The organism is Pseudoprevotella muciniphila (assembly GCF_003265305.2).
GTDB lineage: Bacteria > Bacteroidota > Bacteroidia > Bacteroidales > Bacteroidaceae > Alloprevotella > Alloprevotella muciniphila.
This window is the reverse complement of the sequence record NZ_CP033459.1, coordinates 336,304-352,167: the sequence shown is the minus strand read 5'-3', so window position 1 is coordinate 352,167 and position 15,864 is coordinate 336,304. Positions and strand designations below refer to the sequence as shown.

The 15,864-nt window shown below is 43.2% G+C and carries 13 protein-coding genes; 7 read left to right on the top strand and 6 right to left on the bottom strand.

Annotation, left to right across the window (positions count from 1 at the left end; genetic code table 11):
• The first annotated feature begins 81 nt into the window (after positions 1-81).
• From carA to aspS, 3 genes are read left to right on the top strand one after another with little or no spacing between them, the layout of a single operon-like run.
• Positions 82-1,164, top strand: a complete 1,083-nt coding sequence (gene carA / locus C7Y71_RS01480) for a glutamine-hydrolyzing carbamoyl-phosphate synthase small subunit (protein ID WP_111897825.1) — start codon at positions 82-84, stop codon at positions 1,162-1,164.
• Complete coding sequence (carB, locus tag C7Y71_RS01475; protein ID WP_111897826.1) at positions 1,161-4,385, top strand: carbamoyl-phosphate synthase (glutamine-hydrolyzing) large subunit; 3,225 nt, start codon at positions 1,161-1,163, stop codon at positions 4,383-4,385. Before carA ends, carB begins: the two co-directional genes overlap by 4 nt.
• A gap of 39 nt (positions 4,386-4,424) precedes the next feature.
• Positions 4,425-6,191, top strand: coding sequence for an aspartate--tRNA ligase (aspS, locus tag C7Y71_RS01470; RefSeq protein WP_111897827.1), 1,767 nt, complete (start codon positions 4,425-4,427; stop codon positions 6,189-6,191).
• A 94-nt stretch (positions 6,192-6,285) separates the two neighbouring features.
• On the opposite strand, the gene pyrF is transcribed toward aspS, so the two are convergent.
• Genes pyrF through C7Y71_RS01440 form a run of 6 tightly spaced genes read right to left on the bottom strand, consistent with a single transcriptional unit; the run spans position 6,286 to position 11,440 of the window.
• Positions 6,286-7,113, bottom strand: a complete 828-nt coding sequence (gene pyrF / locus C7Y71_RS01465; RefSeq protein WP_111897828.1) for an orotidine-5'-phosphate decarboxylase — start codon at positions 7,111-7,113, stop codon at positions 6,286-6,288.
• Positions 7,114-7,137: 24 nt separating this feature from the next.
• Positions 7,138-8,241, bottom strand: a complete 1,104-nt coding sequence (gene prfA / locus C7Y71_RS01460; protein ID WP_111897829.1) for a peptide chain release factor 1 — start codon at positions 8,239-8,241, stop codon at positions 7,138-7,140.
• A gap of 23 nt (positions 8,242-8,264) precedes the next feature.
• Positions 8,265-8,723 (bottom strand): hypothetical protein, encoded by a 459-nt coding sequence (locus C7Y71_RS01455; protein WP_111897830.1) that lies wholly within the window; start codon positions 8,721-8,723, stop codon positions 8,265-8,267.
• Positions 8,724-8,734: 11 nt separating this feature from the next.
• Positions 8,735-9,901, bottom strand: a complete 1,167-nt coding sequence (locus C7Y71_RS01450) for an AIR synthase related protein (protein WP_111897831.1) — start codon at positions 9,899-9,901, stop codon at positions 8,735-8,737.
• A 25-nt stretch (positions 9,902-9,926) separates the two neighbouring features.
• Entirely contained in the window at positions 9,927-10,532 is a 606-nt protein-coding gene (locus C7Y71_RS01445; RefSeq protein WP_111897832.1) for a LemA family protein, read from the bottom strand.
• Positions 10,533-10,576: 44 nt separating this feature from the next.
• Entirely contained in the window at positions 10,577-11,440 is an 864-nt protein-coding gene (locus C7Y71_RS01440; protein ID WP_146739358.1) for a TPM domain-containing protein, read from the bottom strand.
• A 215-nt stretch (positions 11,441-11,655) separates the two neighbouring features.
• Here C7Y71_RS01440 and rfbA point away from each other — a divergent pair, with 215 nt between their 5' ends.
• The 4 genes from rfbA (at position 11,656) to C7Y71_RS01420 (ending at position 15,836) form a co-directional block, all read left to right on the top strand.
• A complete protein-coding gene (gene rfbA / locus C7Y71_RS01435) occupies positions 11,656-12,531 on the top strand; it encodes a glucose-1-phosphate thymidylyltransferase RfbA (RefSeq protein ID WP_111897834.1) in 876 nt (291 codons plus the stop codon).
• Between the two features lie 151 nt (positions 12,532-12,682).
• Entirely contained in the window at positions 12,683-13,099 is a 417-nt protein-coding gene (locus C7Y71_RS01430; RefSeq protein WP_111897835.1) for a BT0820 family HAD-type phosphatase, read from the top strand.
• 31 nt (positions 13,100-13,130) lie between these two features.
• Positions 13,131-14,648 (top strand): NAD(P)H-hydrate dehydratase, encoded by a 1,518-nt coding sequence (locus tag C7Y71_RS01425; protein ID WP_111897836.1) that lies wholly within the window; start codon positions 13,131-13,133, stop codon positions 14,646-14,648.
• Between the two features lie 51 nt (positions 14,649-14,699).
• Positions 14,700-15,836, top strand: a complete 1,137-nt coding sequence (locus tag C7Y71_RS01420; RefSeq protein ID WP_193215935.1) for a DUF4831 family protein — start codon at positions 14,700-14,702, stop codon at positions 15,834-15,836.
• Positions 15,837-15,864: the final 28 nt, after the last annotated feature.

The window sequence follows — 15,864 nt, the reverse complement described above, 5'->3', positions numbered from 1 at the left end:
AGTAAACACTGGATTTCCAGCATTCGTTCATCATTTTTTTACTAATTTTGCATATTATAAAAGAGAATCCATAAACACGATATGAAAGCAAAACTTATCCTTGACGATGGAACCGTTTTTTGTGGCAAAAGTTTCGGCTATGATGCTGCTGTGCGCGGTGAAGTTGTCTTCAACACCGCTATGACAGGATACGTTGAAAGTCTGACAGATCCTTCCTATGCCGGACAACTGATGACTCTAACGTATCCTTTGGTAGGCAATTATGGTGTGCCGCCATACAGTAATTCAGAAAATGGCTTGGCAAATTATATGGAGAGCGACAGAATATATGCCTCAGCCATAATAGTAAGCGACTACAGTGAAAAATATTGCCATTGGAATGCAGTGGAAAGCCTTTCAGAATGGTTGAAGCGAGAAAAAGTTCCTGGAATTACTGGCATTGATACCCGTGCACTCACTAAAGTGCTTCGAGAGCATGGAGTGATGATGGGAAAAATTGTAGTAGAGGGTGTCTCAGAAGAAGTTGTTGATGAAAATTATGGTGATATTAACTTTGTAGAGCGTGTATCGTGTACTGAAATCATCAGATACAATGAAGGTGCCGACAAAAAGGTCGTTCTCGTTGACTGCGGTGTAAAAAACAATATCATCAGAAGTCTGATAACGCGAGGCGTTGAAGTCATCAGAGTGCCTTGGGACTATGACTTCAATACATTGGATTTTGATGCTCTGTTTTTGGCAAATGGTCCTGGAGACCCTGACAAATGTATCACAACGGTCAACAACATCAAGAAATTCCTTCAAAATCCCGACGTAAAACCCTGTATGGGAATATGTATGGGTAACCAGTTGCTTTCAAAAGCAGCCGGAGCGACAATTTACAAACTAAAGTATGGACATCGTAGTCATAACCAACCGGTGCAGATGGTAGGCACTCAGCGCTGTTTCATCACAAGCCAAAATCATGGTTATGCCGTCAACACAGATACCTTGGATAATAATTGGGAACCTTACTTCATCAACATGAATGATGGCTCCAATGAAGGAATCAGGCACAAGCACAATCCGTGGTTTTCTGCACAGTTCCATCCTGAGGCATGTGGAGGTCCTGTTGATACTACGTTCCTTTTTGATGAATTCGTTAAAATTCTGAATAAGTCATGATAGATAACAATATAAAGAAAGTTCTTCTCCTTGGTAGCGGTGCGCTTAAGATTGGCGAAGCCGGTGAATTTGACTATAGTGGATCTCAAGCCTTGAAGGCTTTGCGTGAAGAAGGTATAGAGACTATCCTCATCAACCCCAACATTGCAACAGTGCAAACGAGTGAGGGTGTTGCTGACAAAATCTATTTTCAGCCTGTAACACCCTTCTTTGTTGAAAAAATCATTAAGAAAGAGCGTCCGCAAGGCATCATGTTGGCTTTTGGAGGACAAACGGCACTTAATTGTGGTGTGAAACTTTACGAAGACGGTGTATTTGATAAATATGGCGTTCAGGTGCTTGGCACCCCCGTTCAGGCGATTATGGACACCGAAGACAGAGAACTGTTTGTAAATCGCCTTGATGAAATTAACGTCAAGACTATCAAGAGCGAAGCATGTGAAACACCCGAAGATGCCAGGAAAGCAGCCAACGCTTTAGGATATCCGGTCATCGTCCGTGCAGCCTATGCCCTGGGAGGGTTAGGAAGTGGTTTTTGTAATAATGATCAGGAGTTGGATATTCTCCTTGAAAAGGCCTTTAGTTTTTCCCCACAGGTGTTGGTGGAAAAAAGCCTGAAAGGGTGGAAAGAAATTGAATATGAAGTAGTTCGTGACAAGTTTGACAACTGTATCACGGTCTGCAACATGGAAAATTTCGACCCTCTTGGCATACATACAGGAGAAAGTATCGTCATTGCCCCATCGCAGACTCTGACCAATAATGAATATCACAAACTACGTGAGTTAGCCATCAGAATAGTTCGCCATATCGGTATAGTTGGTGAATGTAACGTTCAGTATGCTTTCGACCCGGAAAGTGAAGACTACCGGGTAATTGAGGTAAATGCGCGTCTGAGTCGTTCCTCTGCATTAGCATCGAAGGCTACAGGTTATCCTTTAGCATTTGTTGCTGCGAAACTTGGATTAGGATACGGACTTTTTGAACTAAAGAACTCTGTAACAAAGACAACGAGTGCATTCTTTGAACCAGCATTGGATTATGTGGTATGCAAGATACCAAGATGGGACTTGGGTAAGTTCCGAGGTGTAGATCGCGAATTAGGCTCCTCTATGAAGAGTGTTGGTGAGGTAATGGCTATAGGACGTACTTTTGAAGAAGTAATCCAAAAGGGCATCCGCATGATAGGTCAAGGTCTTCATGGATTTGTTGGTAATAAAGAATTGAAAATCGATGATATACGTGCCTCTCTCGCCGCACCCACTGATAAGCGTCTGTTGGTAATTGAAAAGGCATTCTTTGATGGCATGACTGTGGATGAAATCAATGAACTTACCAAGATTGACAAATGGTTCCTATATAAGTTGGAGAATATATACAACATTAACAAGAAAATCCACGCATGCAAATCAATCAACAACCTCGACAATGAACTACTCCTCGAGGCGAAGGTGATGGGCTTTACCGACTTCCAGATTGCGCGAGCCTTAGACATGGAAAAGGAAATGTCAATCAACAAGGCAAGCCTCATAATCCGTGAACGACGCAAACAGGCCAACATCGTCCCATACGTCAAGCAAATTGACACACTTGCAGCAGAATACCCTGCTCATACCAATTATCTCTATCTTTCCTATTTAGGCACTTCGCACGATATACGTTATGAAAATGACAAACGCTCTGTGGTTGTCTTGGGAAGCGGTGCATACAGAATAGGGTCATCGGTAGAATTTGACTGGTGTGGCGTACAGGCACTGAATACAATTCGTAAGGAAGGCTACCGCAGTGTGATGATAAATTACAATCCCGAAACGGTTTCCACCGACTATGACATGTGCGACCGCCTTTACTTCGATGAACTGACTTTTGAGCGTGTGCTCGACATTGTTGATCTTGAAACACCCAAGGGCGTTATCGTGTCAACGGGAGGACAGATACCAAACAATCTTGCCATGCGCCTTGACAAGCAAAACGTTCCAATACTCGGCACTTCTGCAAAATGTATAGACAACGCAGAAGACCGTGAAAAATTCTCCGAGATGCTTCGACGGATTGATGTGGACCAGCCTGCTTGGAGCGCTTTGACAAGTTTTGAGGATATTCAAGGGTTCATAAAAGAAGTAGGATTTCCTGTACTTGTGCGCCCCTCTTACGTTCTTTCCGGTGCAGCGATGAACGTTTGTTCCAATATGGAAGAATTGGAGCGCTTCCTCCGATTGGCATCAGATGTTTCTAAAGAGCATCCTGTAGTCGTTTCGCAGTTTATAGAACATGCCAAAGAAATAGAGATGGACGCAGTTGCCAGAGATGGAGAAATCATTGCGTACGCCATAAGTGAACATATTGAGTTTGCAGGTGTACACTCTGGCGATGCTACCATTCAGTTTCCCCCTCAGAAACTTTACATCGAAACATTCAGGAGGATTAAGAAGATTTCGCGTCTCATTGCTAAAGAACTTCACATCAGTGGTCCCTTTAATATACAATTCCTTGCACGTGAAAACGACATAAAGGTCATAGAATGCAACTTGCGTGCTTCCCGCAGTTTTCCATTCGTTAGCAAAGTCCTTAAAATCAATCTTATAGAACTGGCTACGCGAATCATATTAGGACTTCCTGTGGAACGACCGGACAAAAATCTGTTCGACCTCGATTATGTAGGTATTAAGGCAAGTCAGTTCTCCTTCAACCGTTTACAGAAGGCAGACCCCGTTTTGGGAGTTGACATGAGCAGTACAGGTGAAGTGGGATGTATCGGTGAGAATTCGAGCGATGCTCTTCTGAAGAGTATGCTTTCTGTAGGGCAACGCATACCTGAAAAGAATATACTTCTTTCCACAGGTGATGGTCATCAAAAAGCAGATATGCTCGATGCCTCAAAAATGTTGGTTGAACACGGCTATAAACTTTATGCCACACCGGGCACGAGTCGTTATCTCACACAGAATGGTGTACCGAACACTCTCGTTCATTGGCCAAGCGAAGAAGGACAAGAGCCGCAGGTGCTCGACATCATGCACAATCATGGTATCGACTTTGTTGTGAATGTTCCAAAGGATTTGACGCCTCGCGAATTGACCAATGGATATAAGATACGCCGTACAGCCATCGACCTGAACATTCCGCTTATCACCAATGCACGATTAGCAAGCGCATTTATCAATGCCTTCTGCAAAATAAAGGTGGATGATATAGAAGTGAAGAGCTGGGATGAATATTGATAAAATGTTTTAGAATAAAGATTTACAATCACAATAAAAATGTATAGAACTCACACTTGTGGCGAACTAAGAATCAGCCACGTCAATACAAAAGTAACATTGTCGGGTTGGGTACAAAGAATCCGAAAAATGGGCGGTATGACTTTCGTTGACCTTCGCGACAGATATGGCATCACACAGTTGGTTTTCAATGAAGAAACAAATACCACTCTCTGTGAAGAGGCTAACAAGTTAGGCCGTGAATATGTCATACAAGTTGAAGGCATCGTCAACGAGCGTTATAACAAAAATGCCAAGATGCCAACCGGAGACATTGAAATCATTGTTGATAAACTGCTTGTACTCAACGCATCGACAACACCTCCTTTTACTATTGAAAATGACACAGACGGCGGCGATGATTTACGCATGAAATACCGATATCTGGATTTGAGAAGAGAAAACGTCCGTAAAAATCTGGAATTGCGGCATAAAATGTGCATTGAAGTCCGTCATTTCTTGGACAGTAAAGGCTTTCTGGAAATAGAAACTCCAGTTTTGGTCGGTTCAACACCTGAAGGTGCACGTGACTTTATCGTACCCTCACGAATGAATCCCGGGTGTTTCTATGCCTTGCCCCAAAGTCCGCAAACACTGAAGCAGTTACTTATGGTGGCAGGCATGGACAGATATTTTCAAATCGTGAAATGCTTCCGTGATGAAGATTTGCGCGCTGACCGTCAGCCTGAATTTACTCAGATAGACTGTGAGATGAGTTTTGTCGAACAGGATGACGTTATCAGTCTTTTCGAAGAAATGACAAAATATCTTTTTAAAAAGGTACGCGGTGTTGACCTTGGAGAAAAACCATTCCTTCGCTTGCCATGGTTGGATGCGATGAAACGTTTCGGGTCAGACAAACCTGATATGCGCTTCGGCATGGAGTTTGTGGAGTTGATGGATACGCTGCAGGGGAAATCTGACTTCGCCGTATTCAATGATGCAGCATATATCGGTGGTATTTGTGCAGAAGGGTGTGCTGTTTATACTCGTAAGCAAATTGATGAACTCACCAACTTTGTGAAAAGCCCACAAATTGGTGCAAAAGGGTTGGTTTATGCTCGCGTAAACGAAGATGGTTCAGTAAAAAGTTCCGTTGATAAGTTCTATAGTCAGGAAGTACTTCAGGAACTTAAGACGAAAATGGCAGCAAAACCAGGCGACTTGATACTGATTATTAGTGGCGACAATGCCATGAAAGCGCGTAAGCAACTTTGCGAACTACGTCTGGAAATGGGAAACCGCATGGGACTTCGAGACAAAAACAAATTTGCCCTTCTTTGGGTCGTTGATTTCCCTATGTTTGAATGGAGTGATGAGGAACAACGCTTAATGGCTATGCACCACCCCTTCACTTCACCAAAACCTGAAGACATACCGCTTCTCGATTCAGATCCTGCCAACGTAAAAGCCAATGCTTACGACATGGTTTGCAATGGTTGCGAGGTCGGAGGCGGCAGTATTCGTATCCACGACGCCGTGCTTCAAGCCAAAATATTTAAAATTCTTGGATTCACACCCGAACAGGCACAAGCACAATTTGGCTTCCTGATGAATGCCTTCAAATATGGTGCCCCACCCCATGGCGGTTTGGCATACGGGCTCGACCGCTGGGTCAGCCTCTTTGCAGGGCTTGACAGCATACGTGACTGCATCGCATTCCCCAAGAACAACTCAGGACGCGATGTTATGCTTGATGCGCCGGCACATGTTGATCAAAAGCAATTGGACGAACTTATGATTGATGTCAGGCATAATGAAGAATAGCAACGTGCCTATATGCTATTTTTCAACAAACAAAACTGCGCCATTAGCAATTGTGCTATGGCGCAGTTTTGTTGTTGAGACGTGTTAGATGACGCTAAACCTTATGGGCTAAAAGTAATGTCGCCATCTCTTCTTGTAAAGCTTTTGCTGCTTTGCCGGCTGCTTCTGCAAAATTTGTAGTGCTGTCGGCATAGATGATACCTCGGGAAGAATTTACGATAAGGCCGCAATCGCTGGTCATGCCGTATTTACAAACCTCTTCAAGAGACCCTCCTTGCGCACCGACACCGGGAACAAGAAGAAAATGATTGGGTACGTGCTTCCTTATGTCTGCAAAAAGTTTTCCCTGTGTAGCGCCCACAACGTACATCATCTGTTCATCGTTTGCCCATTTCTGAGACTTATCGAGAACCTCCTCGAACAACCGTTTGCCGTTTTCGTCCGTTGTAAGTTGGAAATCGTGCGACCCCTTATTGCTTGTCAGTGCTAACAGCACCACCCATTTATCCTTATAATTGAGAAATGGTGTTACACTGTCTTCTCCCATATATGGAGCAACTGTCAGTGCATCAACGTCAAGATCCTCAAAGAACGCCCGGGCATACATTGCAGAAGTGTTGCCTATGTCTCCGCGTTTAGCATCTGCTATGATGAACTGTTCCGGATAATTCTTGCGGAGATAATTGATTGTCTTTTCAAAAGCCACCCAACCTTTTACTCCAAAACACTCGTAAAAAGCAAGATTAGGTTTGTAAGCAATACAATACGATGCTGTTGCATCTATAATGGCTTTATTGAATGCGAATATTGGGTCTTCTTCGCTCAACATGCACTGAGGTACTTTTTTGAGATCAGTGTCAAGTCCCACACATAGAAAAGATCTTTTTGTGCGAATTTGTTCTACTAATTTTTGCTTGTTCATTTAGTGTCTTTTTGAAAATTCTGATTATAATTCTGCTTCTTTAAGTCGTTCAGCATTTTCTGCTATGATGAGATGGTCTATGCAGTCCTGTATGTCACCATCCATAAATGCTGACAGATTATAGATCGTGTAGTTGATGCGATGGTCGGTTATCCTGCCTTGCGGATAATTGTATGTACGGATTTTTGCAGATCGGTCGCCTGTCGATACCAGTGTCTTTCGGCGTGATGCAATATCATCTACATATTTTTTATGTTCGTTGTCATAGATGAACGTACGAAGTCGGGCAAGAGCACGCTCCTTATTTTTTGGTTGGTCGCGGGTTTCTGTACATTCTATCAGTATTTCCTGAACTTCGCCGGTATTAGGATTCTTCCAATTATAGCGTAGGCGCACCCCTGACTCGACCTTGTTGACATTTTGCCCACCTGCGCCGCTTGACCGGAATGTGTCCCATTTTATTTCACCTTCGTTGATAACAACATCAAAAGCCTCTGCTTCAGGCAGTACTGCTACAGTTGCAGCGGAAGTGTGTACCCTGCCCTGTGTCTCTGTCTGGGGTATTCTTTGTACGCGATGTACACCACTTTCGTATTTCAAAGTGCCATAAACGTCTGCACCTGTTACTGAAACCACTATTTCCTTGAAACCACCGACAGCGCCTTCGCTTGCACTTGAAACCTCAAACTTCCATCCCTTCGATTCGCAGTACTTTGAATACATACGGAACAGGTCGCCGGCAAAGAGTGCTGCTTCGTCGCCGCCGGTTCCTGCCCTGATTTCCAGTATGGCATTTTTGCTGTCTTCTGGGTCTTTTGGCACAAGCATTATCTTTATTTCTTCTTCCAGTTGCGGTATTCTTGCCTCACATGCAGCAACTTCTTCACGCGCCAGTTCTTTCATTTCGGCATCGTCTTCGGAGAGGAGTATCTGCTTACTTCCATCAAGATTTGTCAGCAATTCTTCGTACTCCTTTTTTGCTGTCATAAGGTTCTCGAGTTCTTTATATTCTTTTGTAAGGCGTACGTATCGTTGCTGGTCTGCTATGACAGATGGATCTGTAATAAGCGTGGAAACTTCTTCGAACCTTGCTGTCAAACCGTCAAGTTTTTCCAAAAGTGAATTCATGTCTGCGTTTGGATTATATAGATTTACATGGCATACATCAGGATAGGCATTGGTATAGGTGCATCAGTTGTCAGAAGGATGTCGTAGGTATATGTACTGTTACCTTTGTACAGATGTCTTCCGTCGTATGTAAACAAAATGTCATAAGTGTATGTACTGTTTCCCTTGTGAATACGGTTACCATTGAATGTACATAGGATATCGTATGTATATGTGCTGTTCCCCTTGTACAAATGCTTGCCATTATAGGTGTAAAGGATGTCGTAGGTATATGTACTATTACCTTTGTAAATACGTCTGCCGTCAAAAGTGCAGAGAATGTCATAGGTGTATGTACTATTGCCCCTGTACAGGTGTTTGCCATCGTATGTATAAAGGATGTCGTAGGTATATGTACTGTTGCCTTTATAAATATGTGCGGCAGCAAAGACAGAACTGACAGAAAATGTGGCTACTGCTAAGAACAGAAGTAAACGCTTCATTTCAGTTTGTGTTAATAATTAAATTCTCCAAATTCACTTCTTATCGTAAGGTGTTTTTCTCCTTCTTCGATGTGTCCCACTATCCGTGCGTCAATATCAAATGACTTGCTGATATTGATGACGTCTTCTGCATCTTTCGGATCTACATAGATTTCCATGCGATGCCCCATATTAAACACCTTGTACATCTCTGACCAATCCGTGCCGCTTTCTTTCTGTATGATTCTGAAGAGTGGAGGTAATGGGAACATGTTATCTTTTATTACTCTGCAATTATCGCTTACAAAATGCAACACTTTCGTCTGTGCGCCACCTGTGCAATGAACCATACCATGAATGCGAGGACGCATTTTGTCAAGCAGTTGCTTTATTACAGGAGCATAGGTGCGAGTTGGAGAAAGCACCAACAGTCCGGCAGCAACCGGCGAATCCGCTACAGCATCAGTCAATTTATATGAGCCACTGTAAACCAATTCTTCAGGTACTGCTGCATCGTATGTTTCTGGATATTTTTCAGCAAGATACTTAGCAAAGACATCATGTCGGGCAGAAGTAAGTCCATTGCTACCCATGCCACCATTGTAGGACGTTTCGTATGTGGCTTGCCCTGAAGAAGACAAACCTACAATGACATCGCCAGGTACTATGTTTGCATTGTTGATGACATCACTGCGTTTCATTCTGCATGTTACGGTGCTGTCAACGATGATTGTGCGTACCAAATCACCCACGTCTGCCGTTTCGCCGCCAGTGCCATAAATGCCAATGCCCATTTCGCGCATCTGCTGCATGAGTTCATCGGTACCATTGATGATGGCTGAGATAACTTCACCTGGTATCAGCATTTTATTCCTACCTATTGTGGAAGAAACGAGAATGTTGTCAACAGCACCAACACACAGCAGGTCGTCTGTATTCATGACCAGTGCATCCTGTGCAATGCCCTTCCAGACGGAAAGATCACCGGCCTCTTTCCAATAGGCGTATGCCAAACTGCTCTTTGTGCCCGCGCCATCTGCATGCATGATGTTGCAGTAATCCGGGTCTCCGCCAAGAATGTCGGGGATAATTTTGCAAAAGGCCTGTGGAAACAGGCCTTTGTCAATATTCTTAATTGCGTTGTGAACGTCCTCTTTCATGGCGCTCACGCCTCGCATCATGTAGCGTTGATTAGTCATCAGTATTATTCTGATTAGAGATTCATTAGTCGAACTTCACTGTAGGTGCTTTCTCTGCCCCTGCTTCAGCCTCGAATGGTGTCTTTTTCTCAAAGCCGAAAATACCTGCTACCAAGTTGCCAGGGAAACTGCGGACATCTTTGTTGTAGCCCTGAACAGTTGTGTTATAGTCATTTCGCGCTTTGTTGATCCTGTTCTCTGTACCCTCAAGTTGTGCCTGAAGTGTTGAGAACTGTTCATTTGCCTTCAAGTCAGGATATGCTTCCTGTACGGCAAGCAAAGATTTCAACGCACTGGAGAGTTCTCCCTGTGCCTGTTGGAATTCTTTCATTTTCGCAGCAATCTCATCCGGATTCATGTTTTCTGCATCAATGGTAATGCTTGTTGCCTTTGCACGAGCAGCGGTTACTTTCTCAAAAGTTTCTTGTTCGTGTTTTGCATAACCTTTTACTACGCTTACCAAGTTGGGGATAAGGTCTGCGCGACGCTGATAAGCAGACTGTACGTCAGCCCATGCTTTGTTCACTCCCTCTTCTGAAGAAACGAAGCCATTATACTTTGAAACGCCGAACAATAAAGCGATAACTGCCACAGCCAATAAGGCTATTGTGGTACCTGATAACTTTTTCATAAATTCTATTTACTATTTTAATTGTTATTGATATTCTTTTTTTATTAGAATCTTCCTCCTGCACCGCCGCCGCCATAACTGCCGCCGCCGAAACTTCCTCCACCGCCAAAACTACCGCCGCCGGATCCTCTGTAGCCGCCGCCGATACCTCCACCAGCAGTAGGTGTGTGGTCAACTTTCTCAACGATATTCATCTCATGGCCACATTTTGTACAGCGATATTTAACATTATAGGTGGTGATATATCCACTTTTGCTTACAACCTGGCGAGCGACCTGATTCATCGACTTTTTGCACAGAGGACATTTCTTCCTTCTCGCAAATGCACCATAAGCACAAACCGCTGATACACCAATTACAAACAGACCTACTCCACCTAAATCGTCATCTTCCTCTTCAGAAGTCAATTCTGCAAATTCGGGATCGTCTTCTATGACGCCTTTGATGGCGCGGGCAGTCTTCAGCGCACCTTCGCTCCAATTATTGTTTTTGAGTTCCGGAACCAACACCTTGCTACCTATTCTGTGGCATATTGCATCAGGCAACACGCCTTCCATACCTTTGCCGGTATGTATGAAGTAGCCGCGGTCATTCTTGCTGATTATTACAAGAAGCCCCGTGTCCTTATCTTTTTTGCCAAACTTGTGCTTGTCGAACAATGCTTCACCTATTGGATAGACATCGCCACCTTCAACGTTGTTAACTACGACAAAAACCATTTCAATACCGCGCGTTTTGTCAAGGTGTTGGCAAATAACGTCAATACTGTCAACAGCGGCTTGGTCGAGTACGTTATCAGGATTGCTTGTGTAACGAAGGGCGTCTTTATAGTGCGGCATCGGAATGTTGTCCGCATTATACATCACTCCTTGCCCAAAAGCAGTGATGGGCAGAAGAAGTATTAACAATATGTATTTAACTGTGCGTACCAAATTATGTCTCTACTATTGATTGACTTTTTATCGCTACAAAATTACGTTAAAGTCGTTAATAAAGCAAATTCTTTGAGGAAGTAGCGAAAATAATTTGGTAATAAAAGTGTTTTGCAATATCTTTGCAACAATAATTAGAGAAAAAATCTTATTAACTGGATTGAATCTATATTCACAAACACCATAAACAAATGAAAGGTATAGTATTAGCAGGAGGAAGCGGAACTCGTCTCTATCCCATAACTAAAGGAATAAGCAAGCAGTTGATTCCTATATTTGACAAGCCGATGGTGTATTACCCCATCTCTGTATTGATGCTTGCAGGTATCCGTGAAATACTCATTATATCAACCCCAACTGACTTGCCTCTGTTTAAGCGCCTGTTGGGTGATGGCAGTAATCTTGGCGTATCCTTCAGTTATGCAGAGCAACCCAGTCCGGATGGTCTGGCTCAGGCGTTTATTATCGGCGAAGAGTTTATAGGTGATGATGATGTGTGTCTTGTACTTGGCGATAATATCTTCCATGGCAGCGGTATGCGTACGATGCTTCATAGTGCAGTAAAGACTGCTGCCGAACAACGCAAGGCCACTGTGTTCGGTTATAGGGTGAATGATCCGGAACGATATGGAGTTGTTGAGTTTGACGATAAAGGCGAATGCTTGAGTATAGAAGAAAAGCCTGCCGAGCCGAAATCAAATTATGCAGTAGTGGGCTTATACTTCTATCCGAATAAAGTGGTTGATGTTGCTAAACACATTAAGCCATCGGCACGAGGTGAATTGGAAATAACCACTGTAAATCAGGAGTTTCTCAAAGATGGAGAACTCATGGTTCAGACGTTGGGTCGGGGCTTTGCCTGGCTTGATACAGGTACACACGATAGTCTCAGTGAGGCTTCTACATTTATAGAAGTGATAGAAAAGCGTACGGGCTTGAAAGTGGCATGCCTTGAAGGCATTGCATACCAATTCGGTTGGATTACTGAAGATCAGTTGCGCGAAAACGCACAGCCAATGATAAAGAATCAATATGGTCAATATCTTCTAAATCTTCTCAAAAAGTAGAAAACCACAAGAAACAATAAATTGATAAATATACGTTTTTTATGTGGGATTAGTCAGAATTAGCCTATTTATTCTTACTTTTGCACACGTAAATCATAAAAATAAAACTTTATACTGAACATAGACATAAACAAAAATAACCTTTATCATTATGCTTATTGCTGTAGATTTTGATGGAACGATTGTTGAACACAAATACCCAAAAATAGGAAAAGAACGTCCGTTTGCAACTGCAACTTTAAAGAAACTCATAGAAGACGGGCATCGGCTTATTCTCTGGACAGTACGTGAAGGACGTCTGCTTGATGAAGCCGTTGAATGGTGTGAAAGCAAGGGAGTTGTTTTTTATTCTGTAAATCGCGATTATCCTGAAGAAACGATAGAGAACAACCGCCATTTCAGTCGAAAAGTAAAGGCTGATGTTTTTATAGACGACTGCAATGTGGGTGGTATCCCTGACTGGGGAAGCATATATGAAATGATTTCCAAGCGCATGAGTGCAGAACAGTTCTATAGCGACAATCCTCAACCCATCAGAAGAAAAAAGAAACATTGGTGGAATTTTTAGCAATTGCTATATTTTCCAGATTCTTGAAAACATGATAATACCAACTGCGAAACAGATTAAAGAAATAGATGCCTTCACCATTTCGGACGAGGGCATCTCTTCTATTGACCTGATGGAACGTGCGGCTTACAGCCTGACAGATGCCATAACTTCGCAATGGTCAACAAGCACACCAATAGTGGTCTTTGCCGGACCGGGCAATAATGGTGGAGATGCTTTGGCTGTCGCGAGAATGCTTATTTGTGGAGGATATGCTGTGAAGACTTACCTCTTCAATATAGCAAGCCGGATCAGCGCCGACTGTAAAGAAGAGGCAGAAAGACTGAAATCGTTGGGTGAGGGCCATCTCACAGAGATAACAAGCACTTTTGAGCCACCGGAACTTTCTGCAGACACACTTATCATTGATGGTCTGTTTGGTACAGGGCTGTCTCGCCCGTTGGAAGGCGGTTTTGCAACATTGGTGCGTTTTATCAATAGTACAGGGTGCACAGTTGTGTCTATTGACGTACCGTCAGGTTTGATGTGTGAAGACAACTCCTCTAACAATCTTGAAAGCATTGTAAGGGCATCTCTGACGCTCACTTTCCAATTTCGCAAATTGGCTTTCATGTTCGATGAAAATGAGATGTATGTTGGAAAATTAAAAGTTTTGGACATACAGTTGTCTTCGTCAAAGATAAATTCCACATCTACTCCCTACGAATACATAGAGGCGGATTATATTAGAGAGTTGTTCAAGCCTCGTGTAAATTCAGGAAACAAGGGAACGTTCGGCACTGCTATGATTGTTGCCGGGCAATATGGCATGGCTGGCGCTGCACTTTTGGCAGGGAGTGCGTGCTTGCGTTCGGGATGTGGTAAAGTAATGGTCCATACACCTCTACTAAACAACAATATCATTCAGATAGGGCTACCTGAGGCTATAATTCACCATGATTATAATGAGAAGCGATTCTGTAACCCCATCAGTAGTGATACGCGCTTTGACGCCATTTGCATAGGGCCCGGCATCGGTACGCATACCGACACGTCCCGTGCTCTCTATGACCAGATTAGGCGTACACGTTGTCCATTGGTGCTTGATGCTGATGCCCTTAACATCATCGCCCGGAATAAGGAATGGTTGGATTTTTTGCCGGCAAAAACAATCATCACACCCCATCCTTTAGAATTTCAGCGACTTACTGACTGTAAGAATGATGGCTATAGCAGGCTGAAAGTGGCACAGGAACTGTCTGAAAGTCATGAACTAATAGTAATCTTAAAAGGACATCATACTGCTATTTGTTTGCCGGACGGTCGCGTGTATTTCAATTCCACAGGCAATTCCGGAATGGCAACAGCGGGAAGCGGCGATGTGCTTAGTGGCATTATAGTCAGTTTGCTTGCCCAGCACTATCAACCTTCAGTTGCAGCATTGATAGCAGTGTTCCTTCATGGAAAGGCGGGCGACTTGGCTTCATCTACACTCGGAGAGTATAGCATAACAGCATCCGACATTGTCAATAACATTAGCAATTCATTCAGAGACTTGCTCAATATGTAACGAACAAGTATGATTGTACGTCTATTCCCTGTAATATATAGAATGGAAATTATGAAACGGGTACTTATATTACTTTTCTCAATAGTCCTCGGATTTTTGTCAGTTACTGCACAGGTAGTACGCCAAAATTTAAGTAGTGAGCAGCAAAAACCGGTTGCTTTGAAATCCGTGCAATATCGTCTGCCGAAAACTGCTCTGCAAATAGCAATAACAGCAGAACGTACCACGTTCTTTCCTGGTGAATTGTCGGAATACGCAGCATCATACTTGGATTTGACTGATGTAATGACAGAACAATGCGATAATTGGCGAATTAAGTCGCTCATGCTGACACCTTACGGCATTGCAGATGAAAGCAAAAGTTATACCATAAAATTCGACCCAGAGAATTCATCATCAGGCTTTGTTAAACTCAGTTCGGACCATTGCCTGTTGGCGATAAATGGCGACTTACCCGAATTACCACAACTCATAAAGCCCGCCACATCATTACTTCAGGCAGCAGACAAAACAGGCAGCACATATCGCACACCGCTTATGCTTCAGGCTGGGAGCAAGGAAGAAATGGCACGCGCTGCTTATCGCGAAATATGCGATATACGACGGAAGCGCAGTTCTTTGGCGAAAGGCGAAGCAGACTATATGCCGGTTGATAAAGAGCAGATGGACGTCATGTTACGTGAACTCGAAAGAGAAGAAAATGCATTGTTGAAATTGTTCACGGGTACCAAACAAATTGAGACGCACATACTAACCACAAACTACGTTCCAAGTCGCGACAAAACGGAAGATGTGGCATTCAGATTTTCAAAATACTATGGTTTGACAGCCAAAGACGACGTTAGCGGCACCCCATACAAAATAAAGTTTGAATGCACACCCGACACACTGGCGAATGTAAACAATCAAGAAGGTGTTGTGTATTGCATCCCTGCGAATGTTAAAGCAACAATTACACTCGGTACAAAACAACTTCTAACCACCACCGTACCAATGGCGCAATTTGGACATACAGCAAAACTAAGTAACGACTATTTCGACAATAATTTCGGTACGAAAATAACCTATTCACCGGTAAATGGTGGAATTTTGAAGATTGAAAAAGGAGAGAAAACAACCACTGCAGTATCACCGGCACCGTCGGCATCTCCTAATACGAACAGAACAACTATTTTTAGACGAAAATAGTTGTCCTACCCTATCATAAATTAGCATT

Excerpts from the sequence above, each read along its gene's own strand:
- carA (WP_111897825.1), top strand. The coding sequence starts at position 82 with ATGAAAGCAAAACTTATCCTTGACGATGGAACCGTTTTTTGTGGCAAA.
- carB (WP_111897826.1), top strand. The coding sequence starts at position 1,161 with ATGATAGATAACAATATAAAGAAAGTTCTTCTCCTTGGTAGCGGTGCG.
- aspS (WP_111897827.1), top strand. The coding sequence starts at position 4,425 with ATGTATAGAACTCACACTTGTGGCGAACTAAGAATCAGCCACGTCAAT.
- pyrF (WP_111897828.1), bottom strand. The coding sequence starts at position 7,113 with ATGAACAAGCAAAAATTAGTAGAACAAATTCGCACAAAAAGATCTTTT.
- prfA (WP_111897829.1), bottom strand. The coding sequence starts at position 8,241 with ATGAATTCACTTTTGGAAAAACTTGACGGTTTGACAGCAAGGTTCGAA.
- C7Y71_RS01455 (WP_111897830.1), bottom strand. The coding sequence starts at position 8,723 with ATGAAGCGTTTACTTCTGTTCTTAGCAGTAGCCACATTTTCTGTCAGT.
- C7Y71_RS01450 (WP_111897831.1), bottom strand. The coding sequence starts at position 9,901 with ATGACTAATCAACGCTACATGATGCGAGGCGTGAGCGCCATGAAAGAG.
- C7Y71_RS01445 (WP_111897832.1), bottom strand. The coding sequence starts at position 10,532 with ATGAAAAAGTTATCAGGTACCACAATAGCCTTATTGGCTGTGGCAGTT.
- rfbA (WP_111897834.1), top strand. The coding sequence starts at position 11,656 with ATGAAAGGTATAGTATTAGCAGGAGGAAGCGGAACTCGTCTCTATCCC.
- C7Y71_RS01430 (WP_111897835.1), top strand. The coding sequence starts at position 12,683 with ATGCTTATTGCTGTAGATTTTGATGGAACGATTGTTGAACACAAATAC.
- C7Y71_RS01425 (WP_111897836.1), top strand. The coding sequence starts at position 13,131 with ATGATAATACCAACTGCGAAACAGATTAAAGAAATAGATGCCTTCACC.
- C7Y71_RS01420 (WP_193215935.1), top strand. The coding sequence starts at position 14,700 with ATGAAACGGGTACTTATATTACTTTTCTCAATAGTCCTCGGATTTTTG.